The 21540-nt window shown below is 73.2% G+C and carries 15 protein-coding genes and 2 pseudogenes; 7 read left to right on the top strand and 10 right to left on the bottom strand.

The genetic code is table 11. The features are described from left to right. Window positions 1-12: 12 nt before the first annotated feature. Window positions 13-2871, bottom strand: a complete 2859-nt coding sequence (secA, locus tag ACN27G_RS00745; protein WP_421490836.1) for a preprotein translocase subunit SecA — start codon at window positions 2869-2871, stop codon at window positions 13-15. 171 nt (window positions 2872-3042) lie between these two features. On the opposite strand from secA, the gene ACN27G_RS00740 reads away from it, so the two are divergent. Next, window positions 3043-4389 (top strand): GNAT family N-acetyltransferase, encoded by a 1347-nt coding sequence (locus ACN27G_RS00740; protein ID WP_421490835.1) that lies wholly within the window; start codon window positions 3043-3045, stop codon window positions 4387-4389. A gap of 25 nt (window positions 4390-4414) precedes the next feature. Here the strand turns inward: ACN27G_RS00740 and ACN27G_RS00735 are convergent. From ACN27G_RS00735 to mtrA, 6 genes and pseudogenes are all read right to left on the bottom strand, one after another. Further along, window positions 4415-4609 (bottom strand): annotated as a pseudogene (locus tag ACN27G_RS00735) (sigma 54 modulation/S30EA ribosomal C-terminal domain-containing protein); the annotation flags it as partial. Between the two features lie 87 nt (window positions 4610-4696). After that, window positions 4697-5086: pseudogene (hpf, locus tag ACN27G_RS00730) on the bottom strand (ribosome hibernation-promoting factor, HPF/YfiA family); the annotation flags it as partial. 275 nt (window positions 5087-5361) lie between these two features. Next, window positions 5362-6078: a ComF family protein gene (locus tag ACN27G_RS00725; protein WP_421490834.1), complete on the bottom strand. Its 717-nt coding sequence runs from the start codon at window positions 6076-6078 to the stop codon at window positions 5362-5364. A 67-nt stretch (window positions 6079-6145) separates the two neighbouring features. Then, the gene (locus ACN27G_RS00720) at window positions 6146-8041 is read right to left on the bottom strand and encodes an LpqB family beta-propeller domain-containing protein (protein WP_421490833.1); all 1896 of its coding nucleotides are present in this window, start codon (window positions 8039-8041) and stop codon (window positions 6146-6148) included. After that, a complete protein-coding gene (gene mtrB, locus ACN27G_RS00715) occupies window positions 8038-9921 on the bottom strand; it encodes an MtrAB system histidine kinase MtrB (protein ID WP_421497192.1) in 1884 nt (627 codons plus the stop codon). Before mtrB ends, ACN27G_RS00720 begins: the two co-directional genes overlap by 4 nt. Window positions 9922-9946: 25 nt before the next feature. Beyond that, window positions 9947-10636 (bottom strand): MtrAB system response regulator MtrA, encoded by a 690-nt coding sequence (gene mtrA / locus ACN27G_RS00710; RefSeq protein WP_421490832.1) that lies wholly within the window; start codon window positions 10634-10636, stop codon window positions 9947-9949. Between the two features lie 336 nt (window positions 10637-10972). Between mtrA and ACN27G_RS00705 the strand changes: the two genes are divergently transcribed. The 5 genes from ACN27G_RS00705 to ACN27G_RS00685 all read left to right on the top strand — a co-directional run bounded on the left by ACN27G_RS00705 (window position 10973) and on the right by ACN27G_RS00685 (window position 16314). Beyond that, on the top strand, window positions 10973-11818 hold the full coding sequence (locus ACN27G_RS00705; protein WP_421490831.1) for a hypothetical protein: 846 nt from the start codon (window positions 10973-10975) through the stop codon (window positions 11816-11818). Then, window positions 11815-12447: a DUF4129 domain-containing protein gene (locus ACN27G_RS00700; RefSeq protein ID WP_421490830.1), complete on the top strand. Its 633-nt coding sequence runs from the start codon at window positions 11815-11817 to the stop codon at window positions 12445-12447. Before ACN27G_RS00705 ends, ACN27G_RS00700 begins: the two co-directional genes overlap by 4 nt. Further along, window positions 12444-13979, top strand: a complete 1536-nt coding sequence (locus ACN27G_RS00695; protein ID WP_421490829.1) for a DUF4350 domain-containing protein — start codon at window positions 12444-12446, stop codon at window positions 13977-13979. The genes ACN27G_RS00700 and ACN27G_RS00695 overlap by 4 nt, the downstream gene beginning before the upstream one ends. A gap of 98 nt (window positions 13980-14077) precedes the next feature. After that, complete coding sequence (locus ACN27G_RS00690; RefSeq protein WP_421497191.1) at window positions 14078-15007, top strand: AAA family ATPase; 930 nt, start codon at window positions 14078-14080, stop codon at window positions 15005-15007. Continuing rightward, window positions 15004-16314: a DUF58 domain-containing protein gene (locus ACN27G_RS00685; RefSeq protein WP_421490828.1), complete on the top strand. Its 1311-nt coding sequence runs from the start codon at window positions 15004-15006 to the stop codon at window positions 16312-16314. Before ACN27G_RS00690 ends, ACN27G_RS00685 begins: the two co-directional genes overlap by 4 nt. 16 nt (window positions 16315-16330) lie before the next feature. Here the strand turns inward: ACN27G_RS00685 and ACN27G_RS00680 are convergent, their stop codons facing one another. Further along, window positions 16331-17284 (bottom strand): stage II sporulation protein M, encoded by a 954-nt coding sequence (locus ACN27G_RS00680; RefSeq protein ID WP_421490827.1) that lies wholly within the window; start codon window positions 17282-17284, stop codon window positions 16331-16333. Window positions 17285-17326: 42 nt separating this feature from the next. On the opposite strand from ACN27G_RS00680, the gene ACN27G_RS00675 reads away from it, so the two are divergent. Next, window positions 17327-18337, top strand: coding sequence for an RDD family protein (locus ACN27G_RS00675; protein WP_421490826.1), 1011 nt, complete (start codon window positions 17327-17329; stop codon window positions 18335-18337). Window positions 18338-18430: 93 nt separating this feature from the next. On the opposite strand, the gene ahcY is transcribed toward ACN27G_RS00675, so the two are convergent. Both ahcY and manA read right to left on the bottom strand, forming a co-directional pair. Further along, window positions 18431-19930, bottom strand: coding sequence for an adenosylhomocysteinase (ahcY, locus tag ACN27G_RS00670; protein ID WP_421490825.1), 1500 nt, complete (start codon window positions 19928-19930; stop codon window positions 18431-18433). Window positions 19931-20363: 433 nt separating this feature from the next. Then, window positions 20364-21539 (bottom strand): mannose-6-phosphate isomerase, class I, encoded by a 1176-nt coding sequence (gene manA / locus ACN27G_RS00665; RefSeq protein WP_421490824.1) that lies wholly within the window; start codon window positions 21537-21539, stop codon window positions 20364-20366. Window position 21540: the final 1 nt, after the last annotated feature.

Genomic DNA, 21540 nt, shown 5'->3' with positions numbered 1-21540 from the left:
GGACCGGAAACGTCAGGCGGCTCCGGGCGCCCCGTGGCAGCGCTTGTACTTGCGGCCCGAGCCGCAGGGGCACGGGGCGTTCCGGGACGGGGCGTTGCTCCCGACCGCCTGCCCCGCGGCGGGCCGCCGCGAGGCCGAGGGCGGCGGCGGGCCGCCGACCCCGAGGGCCGGCGCCTGGGCCTGCGGCTGCTCCACGGCCACGCCACCGGTCGCCGGCGCACCGCCGTCGATGGTCGGCGCCGAGTAGTGCAGGCCCTGGGTCCGGGGCGTCCGGCCCAGTCCCTTGGCGCGGATCTCGACCGGCGGCTCCGTCGGCACCGGCATCGGCACCGGGCCGGACTGGGCCGGCGCGGGCTTCGCCTCCTCGACCTGGACCTCCAGGTTGTAGAGGAAGCCGACCGTCTCCTCCTTGATCCCGTCCATCATGGTGGCGAACATGTCGAAGCCCTCCCGCTGGTACTCCACCACCGGGTCGCGCTGGGCGTACGCGCGCAGGCTGATGCCCTCCTGCAGGTAGTCCATCTCGTAGAGGTGCTCGCGCCACTTACGGTCGATGACCTGGAGCAGCACCATCCGCTCCAGCTGGCGCATCGCCTCGCTGCCGAGCTCCTCCTCACGCCGCTGGTACGCGGCGAAGGCGTCCTGCTTGAGCTGCTCCAGCAGGAAGTCGGGGTCGAGGGTGTTCCGCTCGCCACCGGACTCCTCCACGATGTCGTCGACGGTGACGCCGATCGGGTAGAGCTGCTTGAGGCTGGACCAGAGCTGGTCGAGATCCCAGTCCTCGGCGTATCCGTCGGCGGTCGCCCCGGTGACGTACGCCGTGACCACGTCGTCAATCATGTGCCTGACCTGGTCGTTCAGGTCCTCGCCGTCGAGCACCCGCTTGCGCTCGGCGTAGACCACCTGGCGCTGCCTGTTCATCACCTCGTCGTACTTGAGGACGTTCTTGCGGATCTCGGCGTTCTGGCCCTCGATCTGGGCCTGGGCGCTCTTGATCTGCCGGGTCACCATCTTGGACTCGATGGGGACGTCCTCCGGAATGTTGAAGCGCTCCATCACGGCCTCGACGGCGCCGGCCCGGAACCGCTTCATCAGCTCGTCCTGGAGGGAGAGGTAGAAGCGGGACTCACCGGGGTCACCCTGCCGGCCGGACCGGCCGCGCAACTGGTTGTCGATCCGCCGGGACTCGTGCCGTTCGGTGCCGAGCACGTAGAGGCCACCGACGGAGGAGACCTCCTCCGCCTCGGCGTCACAGGCATCCTTCCAGCGGGGAAGGATCTCCTCGAGTGCCTTGGCGTAGTCGTCGGCGTGCTCCACCGGATCCAACCCGCGCTGTCGCAACTCGGTGTTGGCCAGGTATTCCGGGTTGCCGCCGAGCAGGATGTCGGTGCCTCGACCCGCCATGTTGGTCGCCACCGTCACCCCGCCCTTGCGCCCCGCCTGGGCGATGATCTCCGCCTCCTTGGCGTGGAACTTGGCGTTGAGGACGGCGTGCGGGATGCCCCTGCGGCGCAGGAGCTGGGAGAGGACCTCGGAGTTCTCCACCGACACGGTGCCGACCAGTACCGGCTGGCCGAGGGCGTGCCGCTCGGCGATGTCCTCGACGACCGCGTTGAACTTGGCCCGCTCGGTCTTGTAGATCACGTCGGGCCGGTCGACCCGGACCATCGGTCGGTGCGTCGGGATCGTCACGACGCCGACCTTGTAGACCTTGTTGAACTCGCCGGCCTCGGTCTGGGCGGTACCGGTCATGCCGGAGAGCCGGCTGTAGAGCCGGAAGTAGTTCTGCAGGGTGATCGTGGCGAGGGTCTGGTTCTCCTGCTTGATCTCCACGCCTTCCTTGGCCTCGATCGCCTGGTGCATGCCCTCGTTGTAGCGGCGACCGTGCAGGATCCGTCCGGTGAACTCGTCGACGATCAGGACCTCGCCCTCGCTGACGATGTAGTCCTTGTCGCGCTTGTAGAGCTCCTTCGCCTTGATCGCGTTGTTCAGGTAGCCGACCAGCGGGGTGTTCACCGACTCGTAGAGGTTGTCGATGCCGAGCCGGTCCTCGACCTTGGCGACACCGCGCTCGGTCACCGCGATCGTCCGCTTGGCGTAGTCGACCTCGTAGTCGCCCTCGCCGTCCTTGCCGGCCTGGAGGCGGGCCACGACCCCGGCGAACTCGCCGTACCAGCGCGCCGAGTGCTCGGCCGGACCGGAGATGATCAGCGGCGTCCGGGCCTCGTCGATCAGGATCGAGTCGACCTCGTCCACGATCGCGAAGTTGTGCCCCCGCTGGACCAGGTCGTCCTTGCTCCAGGACATGTTGTCCCGCAGGTAGTCGAAGCCGAACTCGTTGTTGGTGCCGTACGTGATGTCCGCCTCGTAGGCGGCCCGGTGCTCGGCGGCCGGCCGGTTGGGCAGGATCACCCCGACGGTGAGGCCGAGGAACTCGTGCACCCGCCCCATCCAGGCGGCGTCCCGCTCGGCCAGGTAGTCGTTCACCGTGACGATGTGCACGCCCTTGCCGGAAAGCGCGTTGAGGTAGGCGGGCAGCACCGACGTCAGGGTCTTGCCCTCGCCGGTCTTCATCTCGGCGATGTTGCCGAAGTGCAGCGCCGCGCCACCCATGACCTGCACGTCGTAGTGCCGCTGGCCGAGCACCCGCGACGCCGCCTCGCGTACCGTGGCGAAGGCCTCGGGAAGCAGGTCGTCGAGGGTCTCACCGTCGGCCAGCCGCTCCCGGTACTGCTCGGTGAGCGCCCGGAGCTCGGCGTCGGTGAGGTTGATGTAGTCGTCCTCGATCGAGTTGACGGCAGTGGCGATCGCCTTGAGCCGGCGCAGCATGCGCCCCTCGCCCGCGCGGAGGACCTTTTCCAGAATCGACACGGATCAACGCTCCCCTAGACAGTCTGCCGAACCATCGTAGGCGCATCATCGGCCCTACCGTCAGTCGCGGCGCCCGTCCCGTTCGTCGAATCGGACATTCGGTCCGATACCAGGCTTGTGGACCGGTAAATCCGGTTACGCCCAGCGCGAACCTTCCGGGACGATGGCCCGATGAATCGGAACACCGGGCCCGGCCGCGCCGGACCGCTCGGCGGAGTCGTGGCCGGGTCGTCGGCGGCGACGATCGAGATGGTCGAGGCGGGGCTGCTGCTGCGGCAGTGGCGGGCCGAGGACGCCGAGGACGTACACCGGGCATGCCAGGACCCGGAGATCCGGCGCTGGACCAGGGCGCCAAGCCCGTACCGGCGGGAGGACGCGGTCGACTTCGTGACCAGGCTGGCACCCCGGGCCTGGACGGCCGGGTCCGGGGCGCCGTTCGCGGTCTGTGACGCGGCCACCGGCGAACTTCTCGGCTCCTGCGGCCTCGTCACCATGGACCCGGTGCTCCGGTCTGCGGAGATCGGCTACTGGACCGCGCCGTGGGCCCGGGGGCGGGGGGTGGCCGTCCGGGCCGGCCGGGCGCTCTGCCGGTGGGGGTTCGAGGAGCTGGGGCTGCACCGGATCGTCTGGCAGGCCGAGATCGGCAACCACCTGTCCCGGCTGGTCGCGCTGCGGGTGGGTTTCCAGGTCGCCGGAGAGCTCCGGCTCGCCGATCCACCGCACGGCGGCGTCCCGGACGGCTGGGTGGGCTCGCTGCTCGCGGCCGACCTGAGTGCCGAGGGGGACCTGTCCGACGGCGGGCGTCCGGAGGGCGGTCCCGCCGGCAGCGGCTCGCTCCAGGCCCGCCGGGCCGCTCTCTTCGCCGCGCCGCAGCCCGTGCTGTTCGCCCGGGCCCCCGACGGTACGGAGCTCCGGCTCCGGCAACTGCACGAGCCGGACCTGGACCCGATCGTGCAGGCGTGCCGTGACCCGGAGAGCGTCCGCTGGACCACGGTGCCGGACCCGTACCAGCGGTCGGACGCGGAGTTCTTCGGGTACGAGTACGCCCCGGGCGTCTGGCGCCGGGGCACCGGCGCGGTGTTCGTGATCGCCGACGGATCCGACCGGTACGCCGGGATCGTGGAGCTCCGCATCTCGGCGGCAGATCCCCTCGTCGGCGACCTCGGCTTCATGGTCGCTCCGCCTGCGCGTGGCCGCGGATACTGCCCGGCGGCGGTCGTCGCCGTCTCCGCCTGGGGCTTCACCGCGCTGAACCTGGTCAGGATCGAGTGGCGGGCCAACGTGGGCAACACCGCCTCACGCCGGGCCGTCGAGAAGGCGGGCTTCACCTTCGAGGGGACCGCCCGGCACGCCCTCAACCACCGGGGCGCCCGGGTGGACGCCTGGATCGGCGCCCTGCTCCCCGGTGACCTCGGACTCGCCACAGACGGCGGGTCCGGACCCGCCGCCGCGGACAGCGACCCCGGACCGTCGCCGGCAGGAATCCGGGGGACGGGCGGACCCGCCGACCCGGGCTGACCGGGCCGGCGGGCACCGGAGCGGGTCAGGTGGCCAGGGCGATGATGCCGTAGTCGTAGCCCTTGCGCCGGTAGACGACGCTGGGGCGGCCGGACTCCTTGTCCAGGAAGAGATAGAAGTCGTGGCCGACGAGCTCCATCTGGAACAGTGCGTCGTCGACTGTCATCGGCTCGGCCGGATGCAGCTTCTCTCGGGCGATGTGCCAGGGCTGCGCGTCGTCGTACTCGTCGAACTCGGGCTCCGGGGCCGACGGCCCGTGGTCGTGCGACCGGCCGTGGCCGTTCGACTGCGCCGGGGCGGAGGCGGTGAGGGTGGCCAGCGCCGGCCCGGCGGCGTCCACCACCGGCAGCCCGGCCGTGGCGGCGGCGACGGAGAGCGGAGCGTGCCGGCCCCGGTGCACCCGGCGCCGGTCGGCGGCTCTGCGCAGTCTGGTGTCGAGCTTCGAGATCGCGGCGTCGAGGGCGCTGTAGAAGTCCTTCGCGCACGCCTCCGCGCGGACCACGGGTCCTCGGGAGACGCAGGTAATCTCTATTCGCTGGCAGTGATCGGACTGTCGCGGATTGCGTTCGTGAAAAAGTTCCACGTCGATCCGAATAAGCTTGTGGTCGTAGCGCTCGATCTTGGCGAGCTTCTCGGCTACATGCACCCGGTAATGATCCGGCACTTCGACGTTTCGGCCCTTGACCACGAGATCCATGCGTGACCTCCCTGCGCCATCGGAGAGTCTGCGGAAACGAAAACCCCCGGTCAGCCCGCCCCGGGGAATCGGCTGGACCGGATCCGGAACAACGGCGCTGCCTCCCTCCAGGTGTCGCTCACGGGGCTTGGAACACCCGTCATACCCCCGGTGAATAAGACGCTAACCCCAATCGACTCGCGAGTCACCCCGATCACCAAGACCAATTCGAGAAGGTTTGCAGGAAGTGCACGATGGGGTGTATGCCGCGACACAGAGAGTGAATAGCGGCCGGGTCAGGCACGTGATCGGCGTACGGTGGCGGCGAGCACCGCCGCCGCGTACACCGGGATGCCGGCGGTCTCCAACCGCCGGGCCACGGCGGCCAGGGTGACCCCGGTGGTGACGATGTCGTCCAGCAGCACCACCGCCCGACCCGCCGCACCGCGCCGGACCCCGCCCGCCCGCCCGACCCGGAGCCGGAACGCGTCCCTCGCCGCCGCCGCCCGACCCGCGCTGTCCAGCGTCGCGGAGTCGGGCCGGGGCAGCGCCCGCAGCGGCTGCGCCACCGCGACCGGCCAGCCGGCGGCCCGCAGCCGGGCGGCGGCGTGCCGGGTCAACCGGCGCAGATGGTCCCCGTGCCGGGCCCGTGCCGCCCGGGCGGTCGCCGGCACCGGCACCAGCAGCACCGGCCGGCGCCCACCCGCGGCCTCCGCCACCACCTCGGCGAGCAGCCTGCCCAGCGGGCGGGCGAGGCCGTGCCGCCCCCGCTCCTTGTAGGACAGGATCGACTCCCGCAGCGCACCCTGATAGCTGCCGAGCGCCACGCAGCGCGGCAGGCCCGGCGGTGCCGGGGTGGGGCGGACCGAGGTCGGACGCAGCGCCCGGAGCGCGGCGGCACAGCCGGGGCAGGCGCCCTGGCGCAGCGGCAGCCGCTCGCCGCGACAGCCCGCGCACTCGGCCGGCAGCACGAGGTCGGTCAGCTCGGCCCAGACCCCCGCCAGCACCGCCACTCCTCCCGAGCCGGACAGCCGAGACGCCGTAGCGGTCTCAGTACAGATGGTCAGTAGAGACAGGTGGTCAGTAGAGATAGAAGGCCGCGGTCGCCGGGTTGGGGCTGGACGGCTGGGTGCCACCGCCGGGCGCGACCTGGTTCCGGTTGATCGCCGTCTCGCCCATGAAGGCCACCTGGTTCGCCCCGTACATCAGCGGGAAGGGCTGGGCGTCCTCGGGATAGGCGGCCAGCGCCTCGACCGGGGCGCCGACGTTGGTCACCTGCCGCAACTCCAGCGCGCCGTCGACGTTGAGCCGGTGGATCGCCGAGCCGCCGGCATCGTCCAGCCCGGCCAGTACGAGCAGGTTCTCGCCGCTCCAGTCGACCGCGCTCAACTGGTGCAGCGAGGTGGGCAACTGGCGAGCCGGCTCGACCTTGAGACCACCGTCCTCGACCCGCACCCCGGCGACGTAGAGCCGGCCGTCGGCGACGAAGGCGATCCGGTTGCCGTCCACCGAGGCACCGACCGCGGTCACCGACCCGGAGAGGCCGGAGAAGGCGACCGGGGTGAGATCGGGATCGCCGGCGGTGAAGGTCATGAGCCTGCCGTCGGCGACCACCAGACCCGCCGGCCGGCGCTCTCCCGTCCCCTTCAACCACACCGGCCGCCCCATGCTCCGGTAGCGGTTCTCGCTGGTCAGAAGCGCGCTCACCACTCGTGGACCGGAGCCGGTCCGCAGCCGGAAGTACTCGCCCTGCCGGCTGACCAGCGCCACCGAGACGATGTCGCCGTCCCGGGTCGCCCCCGCGGTGACGACGTCGTGGTTCTCCTCCGCCGGGATCGGCAGCGGCGCCGGATCACCGGGGTTCGCCAACTGGTAGACGCGTCCCTCGAAGACGCCGTACCCGGCCGGGGCGCCGGTGAGCTGGTACAGCGGATACCGCCGCCGGTAGTCCTCGGCGACCTCGATCATCCTGGACTGATTCTGGATCTTGAGTTCCAGCTCGTTGTCGAGCAGCTGGTTGCTCTTCAGCGACCAGACGATCTGGGTGAAGAGCTTCTGCAGTTCGACATCGGTCTCCAGGGCACCGGCCTTGACCGAGAGGTTCACCTCCAGCCGGCCGCCGTCCTTCGGTGCCGGCACGTTCCCCACCGGGCTGGTGCCCTCGGGCAGCCGGACGGCGACCGGGCTGAGCCACTCGGACGGCCCGCCGATCAGCCAGTCGAGCACCGCGGTCGCGTGCCGCTGCACCGGCACCGAGCGCGGCAGGTAGCGCAGGTCGGGCACGAGCGCCGTCCGGTCGGAGTTCCAGAAGTAGACGGTCTTCTCCTGGTAGTAGGTGCTCAGGGCGCGGTCGGTCATCAACAGCACCGACGGCGGATCGAGCACCCAGAGCCCGCTGCCCATCCCGGGATCGGTCGGCGCCCCGCCGATCGTGAAGGTGTACTCGCGCTCCGTCTCGACCGGCTCGCCGATGGATCCGTTGCCCCGGAGCACCCCGACCTGCTGGACCTCGACCTTCACCAGGCTCGTACCGTCGTTACGCTGAGTGATGACGATTCCGCCCCCGTCGGCATCGACCCGTACGACGTTGACGTCGCCCTCGTCGTCCGGCTTCGGGCTGAACCGCTCGGTGGAGACGATGTACTCGTTGACCCGCTTGTACGCCTCGGCCGCCTCACCCGCCGCGGCGGTCAGGTAGTTCAGCGCGAACGTCCGCTGGTCGCTGCCGCTGTCGGTACGGCTCGGCGGCTGACCGCCGGTCGGATCTCCCGGAGCGGTGTCGCCGACCGGTCCCCTGCCGTCGATCCGCACGGCGGTCTCGTCCGGGATGCCGCACCCGGCCAGCACCGCCAGGAGCAGCGCGACCGACCCGAACACCGTCCACCGCCGCCGCATCCCGCCACCTCGCTCCGCGCGGCCGGACCGCCTGCGCAGCCCACCGCCACCTCGCTCCGCCCGGCCGGACCGGCTGCTCATCCCGGCACCTCGCTCCGCTCGACATCGGCCGGGGTGCGGGGGCCGGCCACCCCGCCAGGTGCCGGACCGGTGGTCTCCTCCGGGACGGTCGAGCCGCCGTCCAAGCCGGTCGCGTGGCCGGGCATCCCCGTGTCGCCGCTCCCGGCGCGCTCCGCACCGCCGGGCCGGGCCGACCCGCCGCCGTCGCCCGGCGGGTAGAGCGGACCGCCGACGATCGCCGGTGCGGCCGGCCAGCCGAGCCCGTCCACGGCCGCCGTACCGGCGTCGGCCGGCACCAGCCGCAACGGCGACGACGTCAACCGGTCACCGGCCCGGGCCGGCAGGGTCAGCCGGAACTGGGCACCCTCGCCGGGTGCACCCCACGCCTCCAGCCAGCCGCCGTGCAGCCTGGCATCCTCCAGGCTGATCGAGAGGCCGAGTCCGGTGCCGCCGGTCTGCCTCGCCCGGGACGGGTCGGCCCGCCAGAACCGGTTGAAGACCAGCTTCTCCTCGCCCGGCTTGAGCCCGACACCATGGTCACGGACGGTGATCGCCACCGCGGTCTCGTCCGCGGCCAGCACGACCACCACCGGCTTGCCGGCGCCGTGCTCCACGGCGTTGCCGATCAGGTTGCGCAACACCCGCTCCACCCGGCGCGGGTCGACCTCGGCGATCACCGGAGTGTCCGGCACCGTCACCCGCAGCGGCACGTCGCAGCGGCTGGCCAGCGCCTCCAGCCGGTCGACCACCCGATGCACCACCGGCACCAGGTCGGTGGGCTCGGCGTCCAGCATCGCGAACCCGGCGTCGAACCGGCTGATCTCCAGCAGGTCGGTCAGCAGATCCTCGAAGCGGTCGAGCTCGGCGTGCAACAGCTCGGCGGTACGCCGGACCGCCGGGTCGAACTCGTCGCGCTCCGCGTAGATCAGGTCGGCCGCCATCCGTACGGTGGTGAGCGGGGTACGCAGCTCGTGCGAGACGTCCGAGGTGAACCGACGTTGCAGCCGGGACATCTCCTCCAGTCGGACGATCTGGCGCTGCAGGTTCGTCGCCATCTGGTTGAACGACGCGGCGAGCATCGCCAGGTCGTCCTCGCCGTTGACCACCATCCGCTGGTCGAGCAGCCCGGCGGAGAGCCGCTGGGCGGTCCGGGCGGCGGCGCGTACCGGATTGACCACCAGCCGGGTGACCAGCCCGGAGAGGAGCCCGAGCAGCACGACCAGGGCGAACCCGGTGGCCAGCACGGTGGAACGGGAGGCGTCGGCGATCTGGTCCCAGCGGGTCAACGGGACGAGATAGTAGAGCTCGACCTGACCGAACTGGGTCGGCACCGGCGAGCCGTAGACGAGGTACTTCGTCCGCCCCTTGTCGAACAGGTCGCCGGTGCGGAACTGGTGCGCGATGTCGCCGCCCTCGACCGCGTCCTGCATCCCGGCGGTCAGGATCCCGCCGACGTCGACCTGGGGTGAGGTCGCCGGGGGCACGCCGGGAAAGTTGCCGGCCCGCAGCGCCACCACCACGCCGCCGAGCTGGGCCGGATCGCCACCGGCCAGATAGTTGACCGTGTTCTCCAGGGTCGCCCGCAGCCCCTGGTCGGAGACGGTCAGGTGGTTGCTGAGCTGCTCGGCGGCGTACTGCTGACCGTCGTCGAGCCGGCTCTTGACGTCGCTGGTGGCGTTGTCCAGCACGATGTCGGTGATGTTGTCGGCGACCAGATAGGCGAAACCGCCCACCAGCAGGCTGGACGCCACCAGGGTGATGGTGACGACGCGCACCTGGAGCGACCGCCGCCAGGTGCGGTGCAGGGCGTTGGCCGCGGTCGCCGCCCGCACCGAGCCGGCACGCCGCAACCGCCGCCCGGTCGCGGCGACGCGGGCGAGAAGGTCGGCGGAGGAGGTCATGGTGCGGGCCACAGTGCGACCCAGGCTATCCGGTGCCCGCCTTGTAACCGACTCCCCGCACCGTGAGGATGACCTCGGGTCGCTCCGGATCCGGCTCGATCTTGGCGCGGAGCCGCTGGACGTGCACGTTGACCAGCCGGGTGTCGGCGGCGTGCCGATAGCCCCAGACCTGCTCCAGCAGGACCTCGCGGGTGAAGACCTGGCGCGGCTTGCGGGCCAGCGCGACCAGCAGGTCGAACTCCAGCGGAGTCAACTTGACCTCATCGCCGTCCCGGCTGACGGTGTGCGCCGGCACGTCGATGTTGATCTGGTTGCCCGGCGGGCCGATGGTCAGCAGCTCCGGCGCGGCGTCCTCGCCCCGGCGCAGCCGGGCCCGCATCCGGGCGACCAGCTCCTTGGGCTTGAACGGCTTGACCACGTAGTCGTCCGCGCCCGACTCGAGCCCGAGCACGACGTCGACGGTGTCGCTCTTGGCGGTCAGCATCACGATCGGGATGCCCGACTCGGAGCGGATGGCCCGGGCGACGTCGATGCCGCTCATCCCCGGCAACATGAGATCGAGCAGGACGATATCGGGCCGGTTCTCCCGGAACGCGGCCAATGCCCGTTCTCCGTCGGCGACGAACGAGGGCAGGAACCCCTCGCTGCGCAGCACGATGCCGAGCATCTCGGCCAGCGCGGGATCGTCGTCGACCACCAGTACCCGGGCTCTCATGACACTAATATTCCACCCTCTGTGCGACGCCGCCGTCCCGCGCCTCCCGGCGCGGCGCACCGCGACCCTCCGTGGCCACGAAGCGCAGTAGCTTACCCCGGCCGACCGGTCCGCACCAGGGATGGACCACCGCTGATCAGCGCCGGCCGATGGACATTGATCAGCGCCGGCCGATGGAGCCTTGCGCCGGGCGGCGGAGCGGAGCGGATCGACGGCGGAGCGGACCGAACCGTGACGTGGGAACCGGCCGCGCGGTTCCGTCCGGGATGAGACGGCGTGTCACCATGACTGCTGCGGCGCGTTCCCCCGCCAACCCCCGAGGTCCCAGGAGTAGGTTTGCCCGACGCCGGCCCGACCGCCGTACTGCCGCTGCGGCCGCTCACCGTCGGTGAGCTGGTCGACTCGGCGGTGCTGCTGCTCCGCGACCACGCCCGGACGCTGGTGCCGGTCGCCGTGGTCCTGGCGGGGGTGGAACAACTCCTGCTGCACCCGCTGCGCCTGGTCGCCGAGGTCATGCCGCCCGCCTATCTGCCGCGCCTGGACGAGCTGCCCGCGTACTGGTTCCTGCTGGCCGTCGGCGCCGCCTGCGAAGGGGTGGTCGTCGCGCTGCTCGGCAACCTGACCGCGCGGGCGGCCGGTACGGTGCTGGTCGACCCGGCACCCCGGGTCCACCGGCTGCTCCACCCCGGCGGTGCCCGGTTTCCGGTGACGGTCCTCGCCGCCGGGCTGGCCGGCGCCGTCATGTTCGTGTCGGCCCTGGTCCTGCCGCTCTGGGTGGTCGGGTTCGCGCTGCTCGGCTCGGTCGTGCCGGCGATCGTGCTGGACCGGGTCGGCCCGGTCCGGGCGCTGTGGCGCTCCGCCACGCTCGCCCTGCGCAACAGCGGCCGGGCGGCGGCGGTACGGCTACTCAACTACCTCGTCTGGTGGCTGCTGCGGATCGGGCTGGCGATCGGCGCCGTGACCGGGCTGGAGTCGGCCGGGCTGTTGGCGCCGGAGTGGAAGCTGCCGGTCGCCCTGGCCGTCTGGACCGCGGTGAACGGCGTCGCCTATCCCGCCCTCGCCTGCCTCGACGCGGTGGTCTATCTGGAGACCCGGATCCGCACCGAGGGCCTGGACATCGCCGTCGGTCGCGCCCGGCAGACCGGCCGGCCGGCGCTGACCCCGACGGCGGATCGACGGTGAGCCCCAGCCGCTGGTGGACCGAGACGGTGGCGGCCCTCGGCGACCGACTTCCCCTCCCCCTGGCCGCGCTGCTTCTACTGCTCGCCGCCGTGCTGGCCGCACTCGCCTGGTTCCACTACCCCGCCTGGGTGCCCCGCCGGCCGCCCCGCTGGCGGCTGTCCCGCTGGCGACACGGGCGGCGGCGGACCCGGCCGGCCCCGCCCGCCGAGCCGGAACCGGCAGGCACGGCCGACGATCCCGAGCTGCCGGAGGTGCCGGCCGCGACGCTGGCCGCCCTCGCGGACCGGCTCGCCGCCGATGGCCGGTACGCCGAGGCGGCCCGCGAGCGGTTCCGGGGCATGGTCCGGGAACTCGTCGACGCCGGGGCGCTGGAGCACCGGCCCGGGCTGACCGTCACCGAACTCGCGGCGGCGGCACCGGCCCGCCCGGAGGTGCAGGCGCCGTTCACCGAGGCCGGCCGGCTCTTCTCCGACCTCTGGTACGCCGAGCGGCCCGCCCGGCGCGAGCACGACGACCGGATGCGCGTGCTCGCCACCGAGCTGACCCGGAACCTCGGCGCGGGGCCCGCCACCGGCACCCACACCGCCGACGGTGCACGCACCGGCGACGAGGGGATGGTGCGGCGATGAGGCCCGCACCCGGGGCCGCCCCCACCGGCGAGGGGCGGTCCGACGCCGGCTCCACCACGCCGCCGGCCGCCCCGGCGGGGGTACGCCGGCAACGCCGCTGGCACCGGATCGCGATCCCGCTCGGCGCCGCCGTCCTGCTGCTCGCCGGCACCGTGATCAGCCATGCGGTCGACCAGCCCGAGCCGACCGACTCCGGCTTCCTCTCCCCGGTCAGTTCCGACGACGCCGGCGGGAGCCGGCTCGCCGACCGGCTGCGCGCGGCAGGCATCACCGTCGAGCGGGCGACCAGCACCCGCGAGGCGCTGCCCCGCGCGTACGCCGAGGGCTCCACCCTCTTCGTCCCGGCGCCCGGGCTGGTGCATCCGCTGTACCTGCCGTACCTCACCGAGCCGGCCGGGCACACCGACGGCGCCCGGGTGGTGCTGGTCGACCCGCCGCAGCGGGTGCTGGACGCCGCCGATCTGCCGCTGGCCGCCACCGGCCGGCGCTGGGCCGCCCGGGCGGTCCCGGCCGACGCGGACGGCCGGCCCTGCCCACTGCCGGAGGCGGTGACGGCCGGGCGGGCCGCCGCACTGCTGCAGCGCTACCGCAGCCTGTCCGAGGTGGACGGTCGCACCGACCACTGTTATTCGGGCGGGCTGGCCAGGACGGCCCAGCGGGACGGCGACGTCGTCGTGATCGGCGCCAGCGACCCGTTCCGGAACGACAGGCTGGCCGAGTGGGGCAACGCCGCACTCGCCACCGCGCTGCTCGGCCGCCACGAGCGGGTCGTCTGGCTCGACCTGGCCGGGCCGGAGCCGCCGCCGCCGTACTACCGGGGCGGTGGGCTGGACCCGTGGACGTCGGCCCCGGACGGCTCCGAGACATACCGGGGCGAGCAGCCCGAGGAGGGCGACGGCTATCCCGAGTACGAGGAGCAGGCGGAGCCGCCGCCGCGAGAGCCCGACCCGCAGGGCGCCCCGCCGAAGCCGCGCAACCCGCTCTGGGACGCCCTGCCGCCCTGGTTCTGGGCCGTGCTGGTCCAACTCGCCCTGGCGCTGCTGCTGGCCGTACTCTGGCGGGCCCGCCGGCTCGGGCCACCGGTCGCCGAGCCGTTGCCGGTGTCGGTGCCGGCCGCCGAGACCGTGCTCGGCCGGGCCCGGCTCTACCAGCGTGCCCGGGCGTACGGGCCGGCGGCACAGACCCTCCGGGCGGCGGCCCTGCACCGGCTGGCGCAGTCCGGCAACCTGCCCGCCGACGCCGGGCCGGACGAGCTGGCCGCCACCGTCGCGGCGCGCACCGGACGGGATGCCGCCGAGGTGCACGACCTGCTCCACGGGCCGGCGCCGGAGACCAACCACGAACTGCTCGACCTGGCCCGGGCCCTCGACGTGCTGACCGGCCGGGCCGGCGACACCCCCGCCGACCGCCCCGCGTTCCCTGCCGACCGCCCCACGTCCCCCACCGACCGGCCCGCGTTCCCCGCCGACCGCCCCGCGTCCCTCTTCGACCAGCCCCGGCCCGACCGCCACAGCGAAGGAGAAGCCCGGTGAGCACATCCGCCGGAACCACCGACCCGCGCTACGCCGCCGCGCCGTACCCGGTTCCGGCGCAGGCCGGGCCGGGCGACGCCGACGAGGCCCGGGCCGCCCTGCACCGGCTGCGCACCGAGGTCGCCAAGGCGGTCGTCGGGCAGGACGCCGTCGTCACCGGGATGGTGATCGCGCTGCTATGCCGGGGGCACGTGCTGCTCGAGGGCGTACCGGGGGTGGCCAAGACCCTGCTGGTCCGTACCGTCGCGGCAGCTCTCGACCTGGAGTCCAAGCGGCTCCAGTTCACCCCCGACCTGATGCCCGGCGACGTCACCGGCTCGCTCATCTTCGACCCGCGCACCGCCGCCTTCACCTTCCGGGAGGGTCCGGTCTTCACCAACCTGCTGCTCGCCGACGAGATCAACCGGACGCCGCCGAAGACCCAGGCCGCGCTGCTGGAGGTGATGGAGGAGCGGCAGGTCTCGGTCGAGGGGAGCCGCCGGCCGCTGCCGGACCCGTTCATCGTGGCCGCGACGCAGAACCCGGTGGAGTACGAGGGCACCTACCCGCTGCCCGAGGCCCAGCTCGACCGCTTCCTGCTGCACCTGACCATGCCGCTGCCGAGCCGGGACGAGGAGCTGGGCGTGCTCCGGGCGCACCACGCCGGCTTCGACCCGCGCGAGCTGGCCGCCGCCGGGGTACGCCCGGTGGCCAGCCCCGCCGACCTGGCGCTGGCCCGGGCGGCGGTGAGCCGGACCGCCGTCGCCGAGAGCGTGCTCGGCTATGTCGTGGACCTCTGCCGGGCCACCCGGGCGGCGCCCGCGCTGGAGCTGGGCGCCTCGCCCCGGGGCGCGATCGCGCTGCTGGTCACCTCGAAGGCGTGGGCCTGGCTGGCCGGCCGCGACCACGTCACCCCGGACGACGTCAAGGCGGTCGCCCGGCCGACGCTGCGGCACCGGCTGCGGCTGCGGCCCGAGGCCGAGCTCGAGGGGGTCACCACCCGGTCGGTGCTGGACGCGGTGCTCGGCACCGTGCCGACACCCCGATGACGGGACGGGCGGCGGCCCTGCTCGGCGCGGGCGCGCTGACCCTGCCGCTCTGGCCGGCGCCCTGGCTCGGCGTGACGGTGATGTCCGGGCTGGTGTTGGCGCTGACCGTGCTGGACTGGCGACTGGCCGTCCCGCCCGGCGCGGTCGAGGCGGGCCGGGACGGTGACCGGGTGGTGCGGCTCGGTGACACCGCCACCGTCTCGGTGTGGCTGCACAACACCTCGCACCGGCCGCTGCGCGCCACGGTCCGGGACGCCTGGGTGCCGTCCGCCGGGGCCCGGCCCGACCTTCCCGGTGCCCCGATCGTGCGGCTCGACCCGGGCGCCCGGGTCGAGCTGCCCAGCCGGCTGACCCCGACCCGTCGTGGTGACCGGCCGGCGTTGCGGCTGACCCTGCGCTCGTACGGGCCGCTGGGGCTGGCGTTCCGCCAGCGGGCCGGGCAGCCGTCGACGCCGCCGTGGACACTGCGGGTGCTGCCCCGCTTCGAGTCCCGCCGGCACCTGCCGGAGAAGCTGGCCCGGCTCCGGATCATCGACGGCACCGAGGTGACGCGCGGCCGTGGCCACGGCACCGAGTTCGACACCCTTCGGGAGTACGTCGTCGGCGACGACGTGCGCTCGGTCGACTGGCGGGCCAGTGCCCGGCGGGCCGACGTACTGGTCCGGACCTGGCGGCCGGAGCGGGACCGGCGGGTGGTCTGCGTGCTCGACACCGGACGCACCTCGGCGGTACGGGTCGGCGACGAGCCCCGACTGGACTCCGCCGTCGACGCCGCCCTGCTGCTGGCGGCGCTGGCCGCCCGGGCCGGTGACCGGGTCGACCTGCTGGCCGTGGACAGTGCCGTCCGGTTGGCGCTGACCGGGGGCGCCCAGTCGACGCTGCTGGCCCGGATGGTCGACGCGCTCGCGCCGCTCCAGCCGGCCCTGGTCGAGACCGACTTCGAACTGGTCGCCGGGGAGGTCCTCCGGCGGGAGCGCCGACGCGCCCTGGTGGTGCTCTTCACCGCCCTCGAACCGGGCGCCATCGGCGAGGGGCTGCTGCCGGTGCTGCCCCGGCTGGCGACCCGGCACCGGGTGATCGTGGCCTCCGCGCACGATCCGGTGCTGACCGACCTCACCTCCCGGTCGCCACTGGACGTCCACGACGCCTACGCCGCGGCGGCGGCCTGGCGGGCGCTGGCCGACCGGGACCGGGTGCGCACGGCGCTGGCCCGGCACGGGGTGACCGTTGTCGACGCCCCGGCCGGCCGGCTCGCCCCGATGGTCACCGACACCTACCTGCGGCTCAAGGCCCTCGGCCAGCTCTGACCCGCCCGCCGTCCCCTCACCCGTCCGCCGCGCGCAGGCTTGCCCGGCGACCGAAGTGGAGCACGTAGCCGAGGAAGCCGAGCCAGGCCAGCACGCCGATGCCGACGCGTACCCCGGTCGGGGCCGCCGCCGGGGTGACGAAGGCCTCGATGAGGCCGGCGACCGCGAAGAGCCCGACCAGCCCGACGGCGACCAGGATGCCGGAGCGGCCGGCCCGGGCCACCGCCTGGCCGCGGGTGAGATCGCGCGGCGGCGCGATCCAGGCCCAGCCGATCCGCAGGCCGACGCCGGCCGCCAGGAAGATCCCGGTCAGCTCCAGCAGGCCGTGCGGCGTGATCATGGTGAAGAAGACGTCGGTGCGGTCGTAGGCGGCGAGCACCCCGCCGGTCACGCCGATGTTGAGGGCGTTCTGCCAGAGCAGGTAGAAGACCGGCACGATCAGGATGCCGGCGGCCAGGCAACGGGCGGCGATCCAGGCGTTGTGGGTCCACAGCTGGAAGGCGAAGCTGGGCGCGGAGTATTCGCTGTAGTAGCCGACGAAACGGGCCGCGAACGCCTCGGCCGCGGCCTCGTCGCCGATCAGCGCGGCGGCGGCCTCCGGATGCTCGGCGGTCCAGACCATCAGGAAGCCCGCGACCAGCACGAAGCCGACGCCGACCGCGCTCCACCACGGCCAGCTCCGGTAGACGGCCAGCGGAAAACCGGTGGTGAAGAACCGGCCGACGGCCGCCCAGGAGAAACCGGATCGCCCGGCCAGCCTGCCCCGGGCGGCCAGCACCAGTTGGGAGAGGCGGGCGACCAGCACCGGATCGGGCGAGCGGCTGCGCACCACCGACAGGTGGGTGGCGACCCGCTGGTAGAGCGCGATCAACTCGTCGACCCCGTCGGCGTCGAGCCGGTGCCGCCGGGTCAGCTCGGCCAGCCGCCGCCACTCCCGCTCGTGCTCGGCCGTGTACGCGTCGAGATCCAACTCAGCTCCCCAGGTTTCGCGCTCATAGTGTTCACTGTCGGTGTGACAGCGCAACCACCGAGGTCGGCGACGGCCCCGCCGCGCACCGGCTACGGCGCGGATGCCGGGCTGGTCAGCGGCGAGGCGGTCGAGCTGGACGTCCGGGCCGCCCGGCTCGGCTCCCGGGTGCTGGCGCTGCTCGTCGACATCCTGGTGCAGTTCACCCTCACGGTGATCCTGGTGAGCGGCGCGAGCATCCTGCTCACCTCGACCGTCGGCCCGGGCAGCCTGGACCGGGCGTTCCTGACCGGGTTGCAGACCGTCGGCGTGGTGCTGGTGCTGGTCGGCTATCCGGTGCTCTGCGAGACGGTCAACTCCGGGCGTACGGTCGGCAAGCTCGCCGTCGGGCTGCGGGTGATCCGGGCCGACGGCGGCCGGGTGGGTTTCCGGCAGGCGCTGACCCGCAGCCTGGTCGGCGTCGCGGTGGAGTGGCCCGGCCTGGTGCTGCCCCTGCTCACCTGGGCGGCGGGGGTGACCGTGATGCTCAGCGATCCCCGGGGTCGACGCCTCGGCGACCTGGCCGCCGGCACGCTGGTCATCCACGAGCGGAGCCCGGCCGGGACCAGCTACGTCCCGATGATGGTCCCGCCGCTGGCGAGCTGGGCGGCCACCCTGGACCTGACCCGGTTGGACGACGGCCTGGCGCTGGCCGTACGCCAACTGCTGAGCCGGACCTCGACGCTGACCCGGGACGCCCGACGCCGGCTGACCCGGTCACTCTGGGCGGAGGTCGCGGCGGTGGTCACCCCACCGCCGCCGCCGGGGCTGCCGGAGTGGGCCTACCTGGCCGCCGTACTGGCCGAGCGGCACGCGCGGGCGCGGCGGCGGCTGGTCGGGAACCGGTCGGTGGCCTCGGCGCTCTGGCCGGAGCTCGGCGCGCGGGGTGCGGATGCTCCGGTGCCGGTGCCGGTGCCGGTGCCGGTGCCGGTGCCGGTGCGGCCGGCGGCGCCGGTGCCGACGACGCCGCAGCCCGTGGTGGCCGTGCCCGCGGCGCGGAGCGGATCGACCGGATAGGCGGAGATGGCGGCACCGGTGCGGCCGCTGGAGCGCGGCGAGCCCCGGGCCGGATGGCACCGGCCCAGGGCTCGTCGGGTCGCGATCCGGGGATCAGTAGCGGTAGTGCTCCGACTTGTACGGCCCCTCGACCGGTATGCCGAGGTATGCGGCCTGCTCCTTGGTCAGCTCGGTGAGCCTGGCGCCCAGCGCGTCCAGGTGCAGCCGGGCCACCTTCTCGTCCAGGTGCTTCGGCAGCGTGTAGACGCCGACCGGGTACTGGTCGGTCTTGGTGAAGAGCTCGATCTGCGCGATCGTCTGGTTGGCGAACGAGTTCGACATCACGAAGCTCGGGTGCCCGGTGGCGTTGCCGAGGTTCAGCAGGCGCCCCTCGGAGAGCACGATGATCGAGTGGCCGTCGTCGAACTGCCAGACGTCGACCTGCGGCTTGATGTTGATCCGCTGCACGTCGGAGCGCTTGGCCAGCCCGGCCATGTCGATCTCGTTGTCGAAGTGGCCGATGTTGCCGACGATCGCCTGGTGCTTCATCCGCGCCATGTGGTCGTTGCGGATCACGTCGAAGCAGCCGGTGGCGGTGATGAAGATGTCGGCGGTGGCGACCACGTCGTCCAGGGTGGCCACCTGGTAGCCGTCCATCGCGGCCTGGAGCGCGCAGATCGGGTCCACCTCGGTCACGATCACCCGGGCGCCCTGGCCGCGCAGCGACTCCGCGCAACCCTTGCCGACGTCGCCGTAGCCGAGCACGACGGCGGTCTTGCCGCCGATCAGCACGTCGGTGGCCCGGTTGATGCCGTCGATCAGCGAGTGGCGGCAGCCGTACTTGTTGTCGAACTTGCTCTTCGTCACCGAGTCGTTGACGTTGATGGCGGGGAAGAGCAGCGCGCCGTTCTGCTGCATCTCGTAGAGCCGGTGCACGCCGGTGGTGGTCTCCTCGGTCACGCCCCTGATGCCGGCGGCGACCCGGGTCCAGCGCCGGTCGTCCTCGCGGAGCGAGCGGTGCAGCAGGTTGAGGATGACCGCGTACTCCTCGGAGTCGGCGCTCTCCACCGGGGGCACCGCCCCGGCACCCTCGAACTGGGCGCCCCGGTGCACCAGCAGGGTGGCGTCGCCGCCGTCGTCGAGGATCATGTTCGGCCCCTGGCCGTCCGGCCAGAGCAGCACCTGCTCGGTGCACCACCAGTACTCCTCGAGCGTCTCGCCCTTCCAGGCGTAGACCGGTACGCCCGACGGGGCGTCGACGGTGCCGTCCGGCCCGACCACGATCGCGGCGGCGGCGTGGTCCTGGGTGGAGAAGATGTTGCAGGAGGCCCAGCGGACCTGCGCGCCGAGCGCCACCAGCGTCTCGATGAGCACCGCGGTCTGGATCGTCATGTGCAGCGAGCCGGTGATCCGGGCGCCGCGCAGCGGCTGCTCCGCGGCGTACTCGCGACGGATCGACATCAGGCCGGGCATCTCGTGCTCGGCGAGTCGGATCTCCTTGCGCCCGAACTCGGCAAGGGAGAGGTCCGCCACCTTGTAGTCGCCCTCGGCGACGCTGCCGGGGCGGGGCGCGGCGGCCGGACCACCTGCCGGTGCCGGGAGAGTGCTGGTCATGAACGCTCCTGTCGTATGGTCTGCGACGCGACCCTCCACGTTACGCCGTGGGTGTCACCCGAGGGACCCGGGATGGGTCGCAATCCGGACAGTACGGACCTCCGGCCGGGCCGCCCGCACCGGGTCGCCGGTCGTACGGAGAGGTCACGGCGCCCTGCGGCGGCAGGGCGGGAGCAACTCGTCGACATCGCGGGCGACAGCGCGCGGGGCGGCCGGTCCCGAGCGTTCTCCGCCCAGTCTCCGGCCGCCCCGCGCATCCCCCCGGTTTGGTTCCCCCGCGCGTGTCTTCGGACCTGCTTTCTCTTCCGCGATAACACGGCGTACTCATAGAGTCACACTGAGCAAGATAGCTGTCAAGCCGATCCGCAAATTTCCCTTTTGTGGGGACTCGCGTCCCGGGGGTGGGAAGCAGCGCGGCGCGGGGGTGGAGGACTCAGGCCGGGCCGACGGAGGCGACGTAGAGCTCACCGTCGCCGCTGACGGTGAGCTGCCCGCCGTCGGCCCGGCCGATCGCCGCCTCGCCGGTCCGGAGCAGCGTCGATCCGGCGCCGTCCGCCACACTGACCTCGCCGGCCAGGCAGAGTGCGATCCGGGGACCGCGCGGCGCGAGCCGGGCCGACCCGACCCGGCGGTCCAGGCGTACGCCGTGCAGCGCGAAGTCGTCCACCGGCACCGGCCAGGTGACCACCCCCGGGGCCACCGGCACCGGGCTGACCACCGGGTCGGCGAGCACCTCGAAGCGGAGCACCCGGAGCAGTTCCCGCACGTCCACGTGCTTCGGGGTCAGCCCGCCGCGCAGCACGTTGTCGCTGGCGGCCAGGATCTCCACCCCGGCACCGTGCAGGTAGGCGTGCAGGTTGCCGGCCGGCATCCAGATCGCCTCCCCCGGCGCCAGGCTGACGTGGTTGAGCAGCAACGCGACAAGCACACCCGGATCCGCCGGATAGCGCCGGGCCAGGTCGCGGGCGAGCTCGGCGGCGGGGGCGAACCGCTCGCCGACCTCCGCCGCCGCCACCGCCGCCACCAGTCCGGCGCGCTCCGGATCCGGCCAGCTGAGCAGCGTACGCACCGCCTCCGGCAGCCCGTCCGGGCCGGCCCGCAACGCGCCGGCCACCGGAGCCAGCGCCGGTACGCCGAACGCCGCCAGCAGCTCCGCCGACTCCACCGGATCGCGGAACCCGCAGAGCGCCCGGAACGGCGAGACCGCGACCAGCATCTCCGGCTTGTGGTACGGGTCGACGTAGTTGCGGTGCGTCAACTCCGGGTCGGTCGTCTCGGCCGCGTACCCGGCCCGGGCCTGCTCGGTGTCCGGATGCGCCTGCAACGACAGCGGCGCCTCCGGGGCCAGCACCTTGAGCAGGAAGGGGAGCCGCTGCCCGAACCGGTCGACGACGTCCGTCCCGAGCCAGCGCCCCGGATCCTCGGCCAGCGCGTCGAGCAGGCTCAGCGGCGCCCCGCCCCGGTGCAGCGTGCTCGGGTCACCGGGGTGGGCGCCGAGCCACAGCTCCGCCTCCGGGCCCTCGCTCGGCACCGGGCGGCCCTGCAACTGGGCGAGGACGGTCCGCGACCCCCACGCGTAGTCCCGGATCCGGCCGTACAGCGGCTCCACC

The organism is Plantactinospora sp. WMMB334 (genome assembly GCF_049179095.1).
Classification (GTDB): domain Bacteria; phylum Actinomycetota; class Actinomycetes; order Mycobacteriales; family Micromonosporaceae; genus Plantactinospora.
This window is presented reverse-complemented; position numbering and strand designations above follow the sequence as displayed.

What these genes read in the sequence shown, in the direction of transcription:
- ACN27G_RS00685 (WP_421490828.1), top strand. Translation starts at nt 15,004, where the DNA reads ATGACGGGACGGGCGGCGGCCCTGCTCGGCGCGGGCGCGCTGACCCTG.
- ACN27G_RS00695 (WP_421490829.1), top strand. Translation starts at nt 12,444, where the DNA reads ATGAGGCCCGCACCCGGGGCCGCCCCCACCGGCGAGGGGCGGTCCGAC.
- ahcY (WP_421490825.1), bottom strand. Translation starts at nt 19,930, where the DNA reads ATGACCAGCACTCTCCCGGCACCGGCAGGTGGTCCGGCCGCCGCGCCC.
- mtrA (WP_421490832.1), bottom strand. Translation starts at nt 10,636, where the DNA reads ATGAGAGCCCGGGTACTGGTGGTCGACGACGATCCCGCGCTGGCCGAG.
- ACN27G_RS00740 (WP_421490835.1), top strand. Translation starts at nt 3,043, where the DNA reads ATGAATCGGAACACCGGGCCCGGCCGCGCCGGACCGCTCGGCGGAGTC.
- ACN27G_RS00720 (WP_421490833.1), bottom strand. Translation starts at nt 8,041, where the DNA reads ATGAGCAGCCGGTCCGGCCGGGCGGAGCGAGGTGGCGGTGGGCTGCGC.
- mtrB (WP_421497192.1), bottom strand. Translation starts at nt 9,921, where the DNA reads ATGACCTCCTCCGCCGACCTTCTCGCCCGCGTCGCCGCGACCGGGCGG.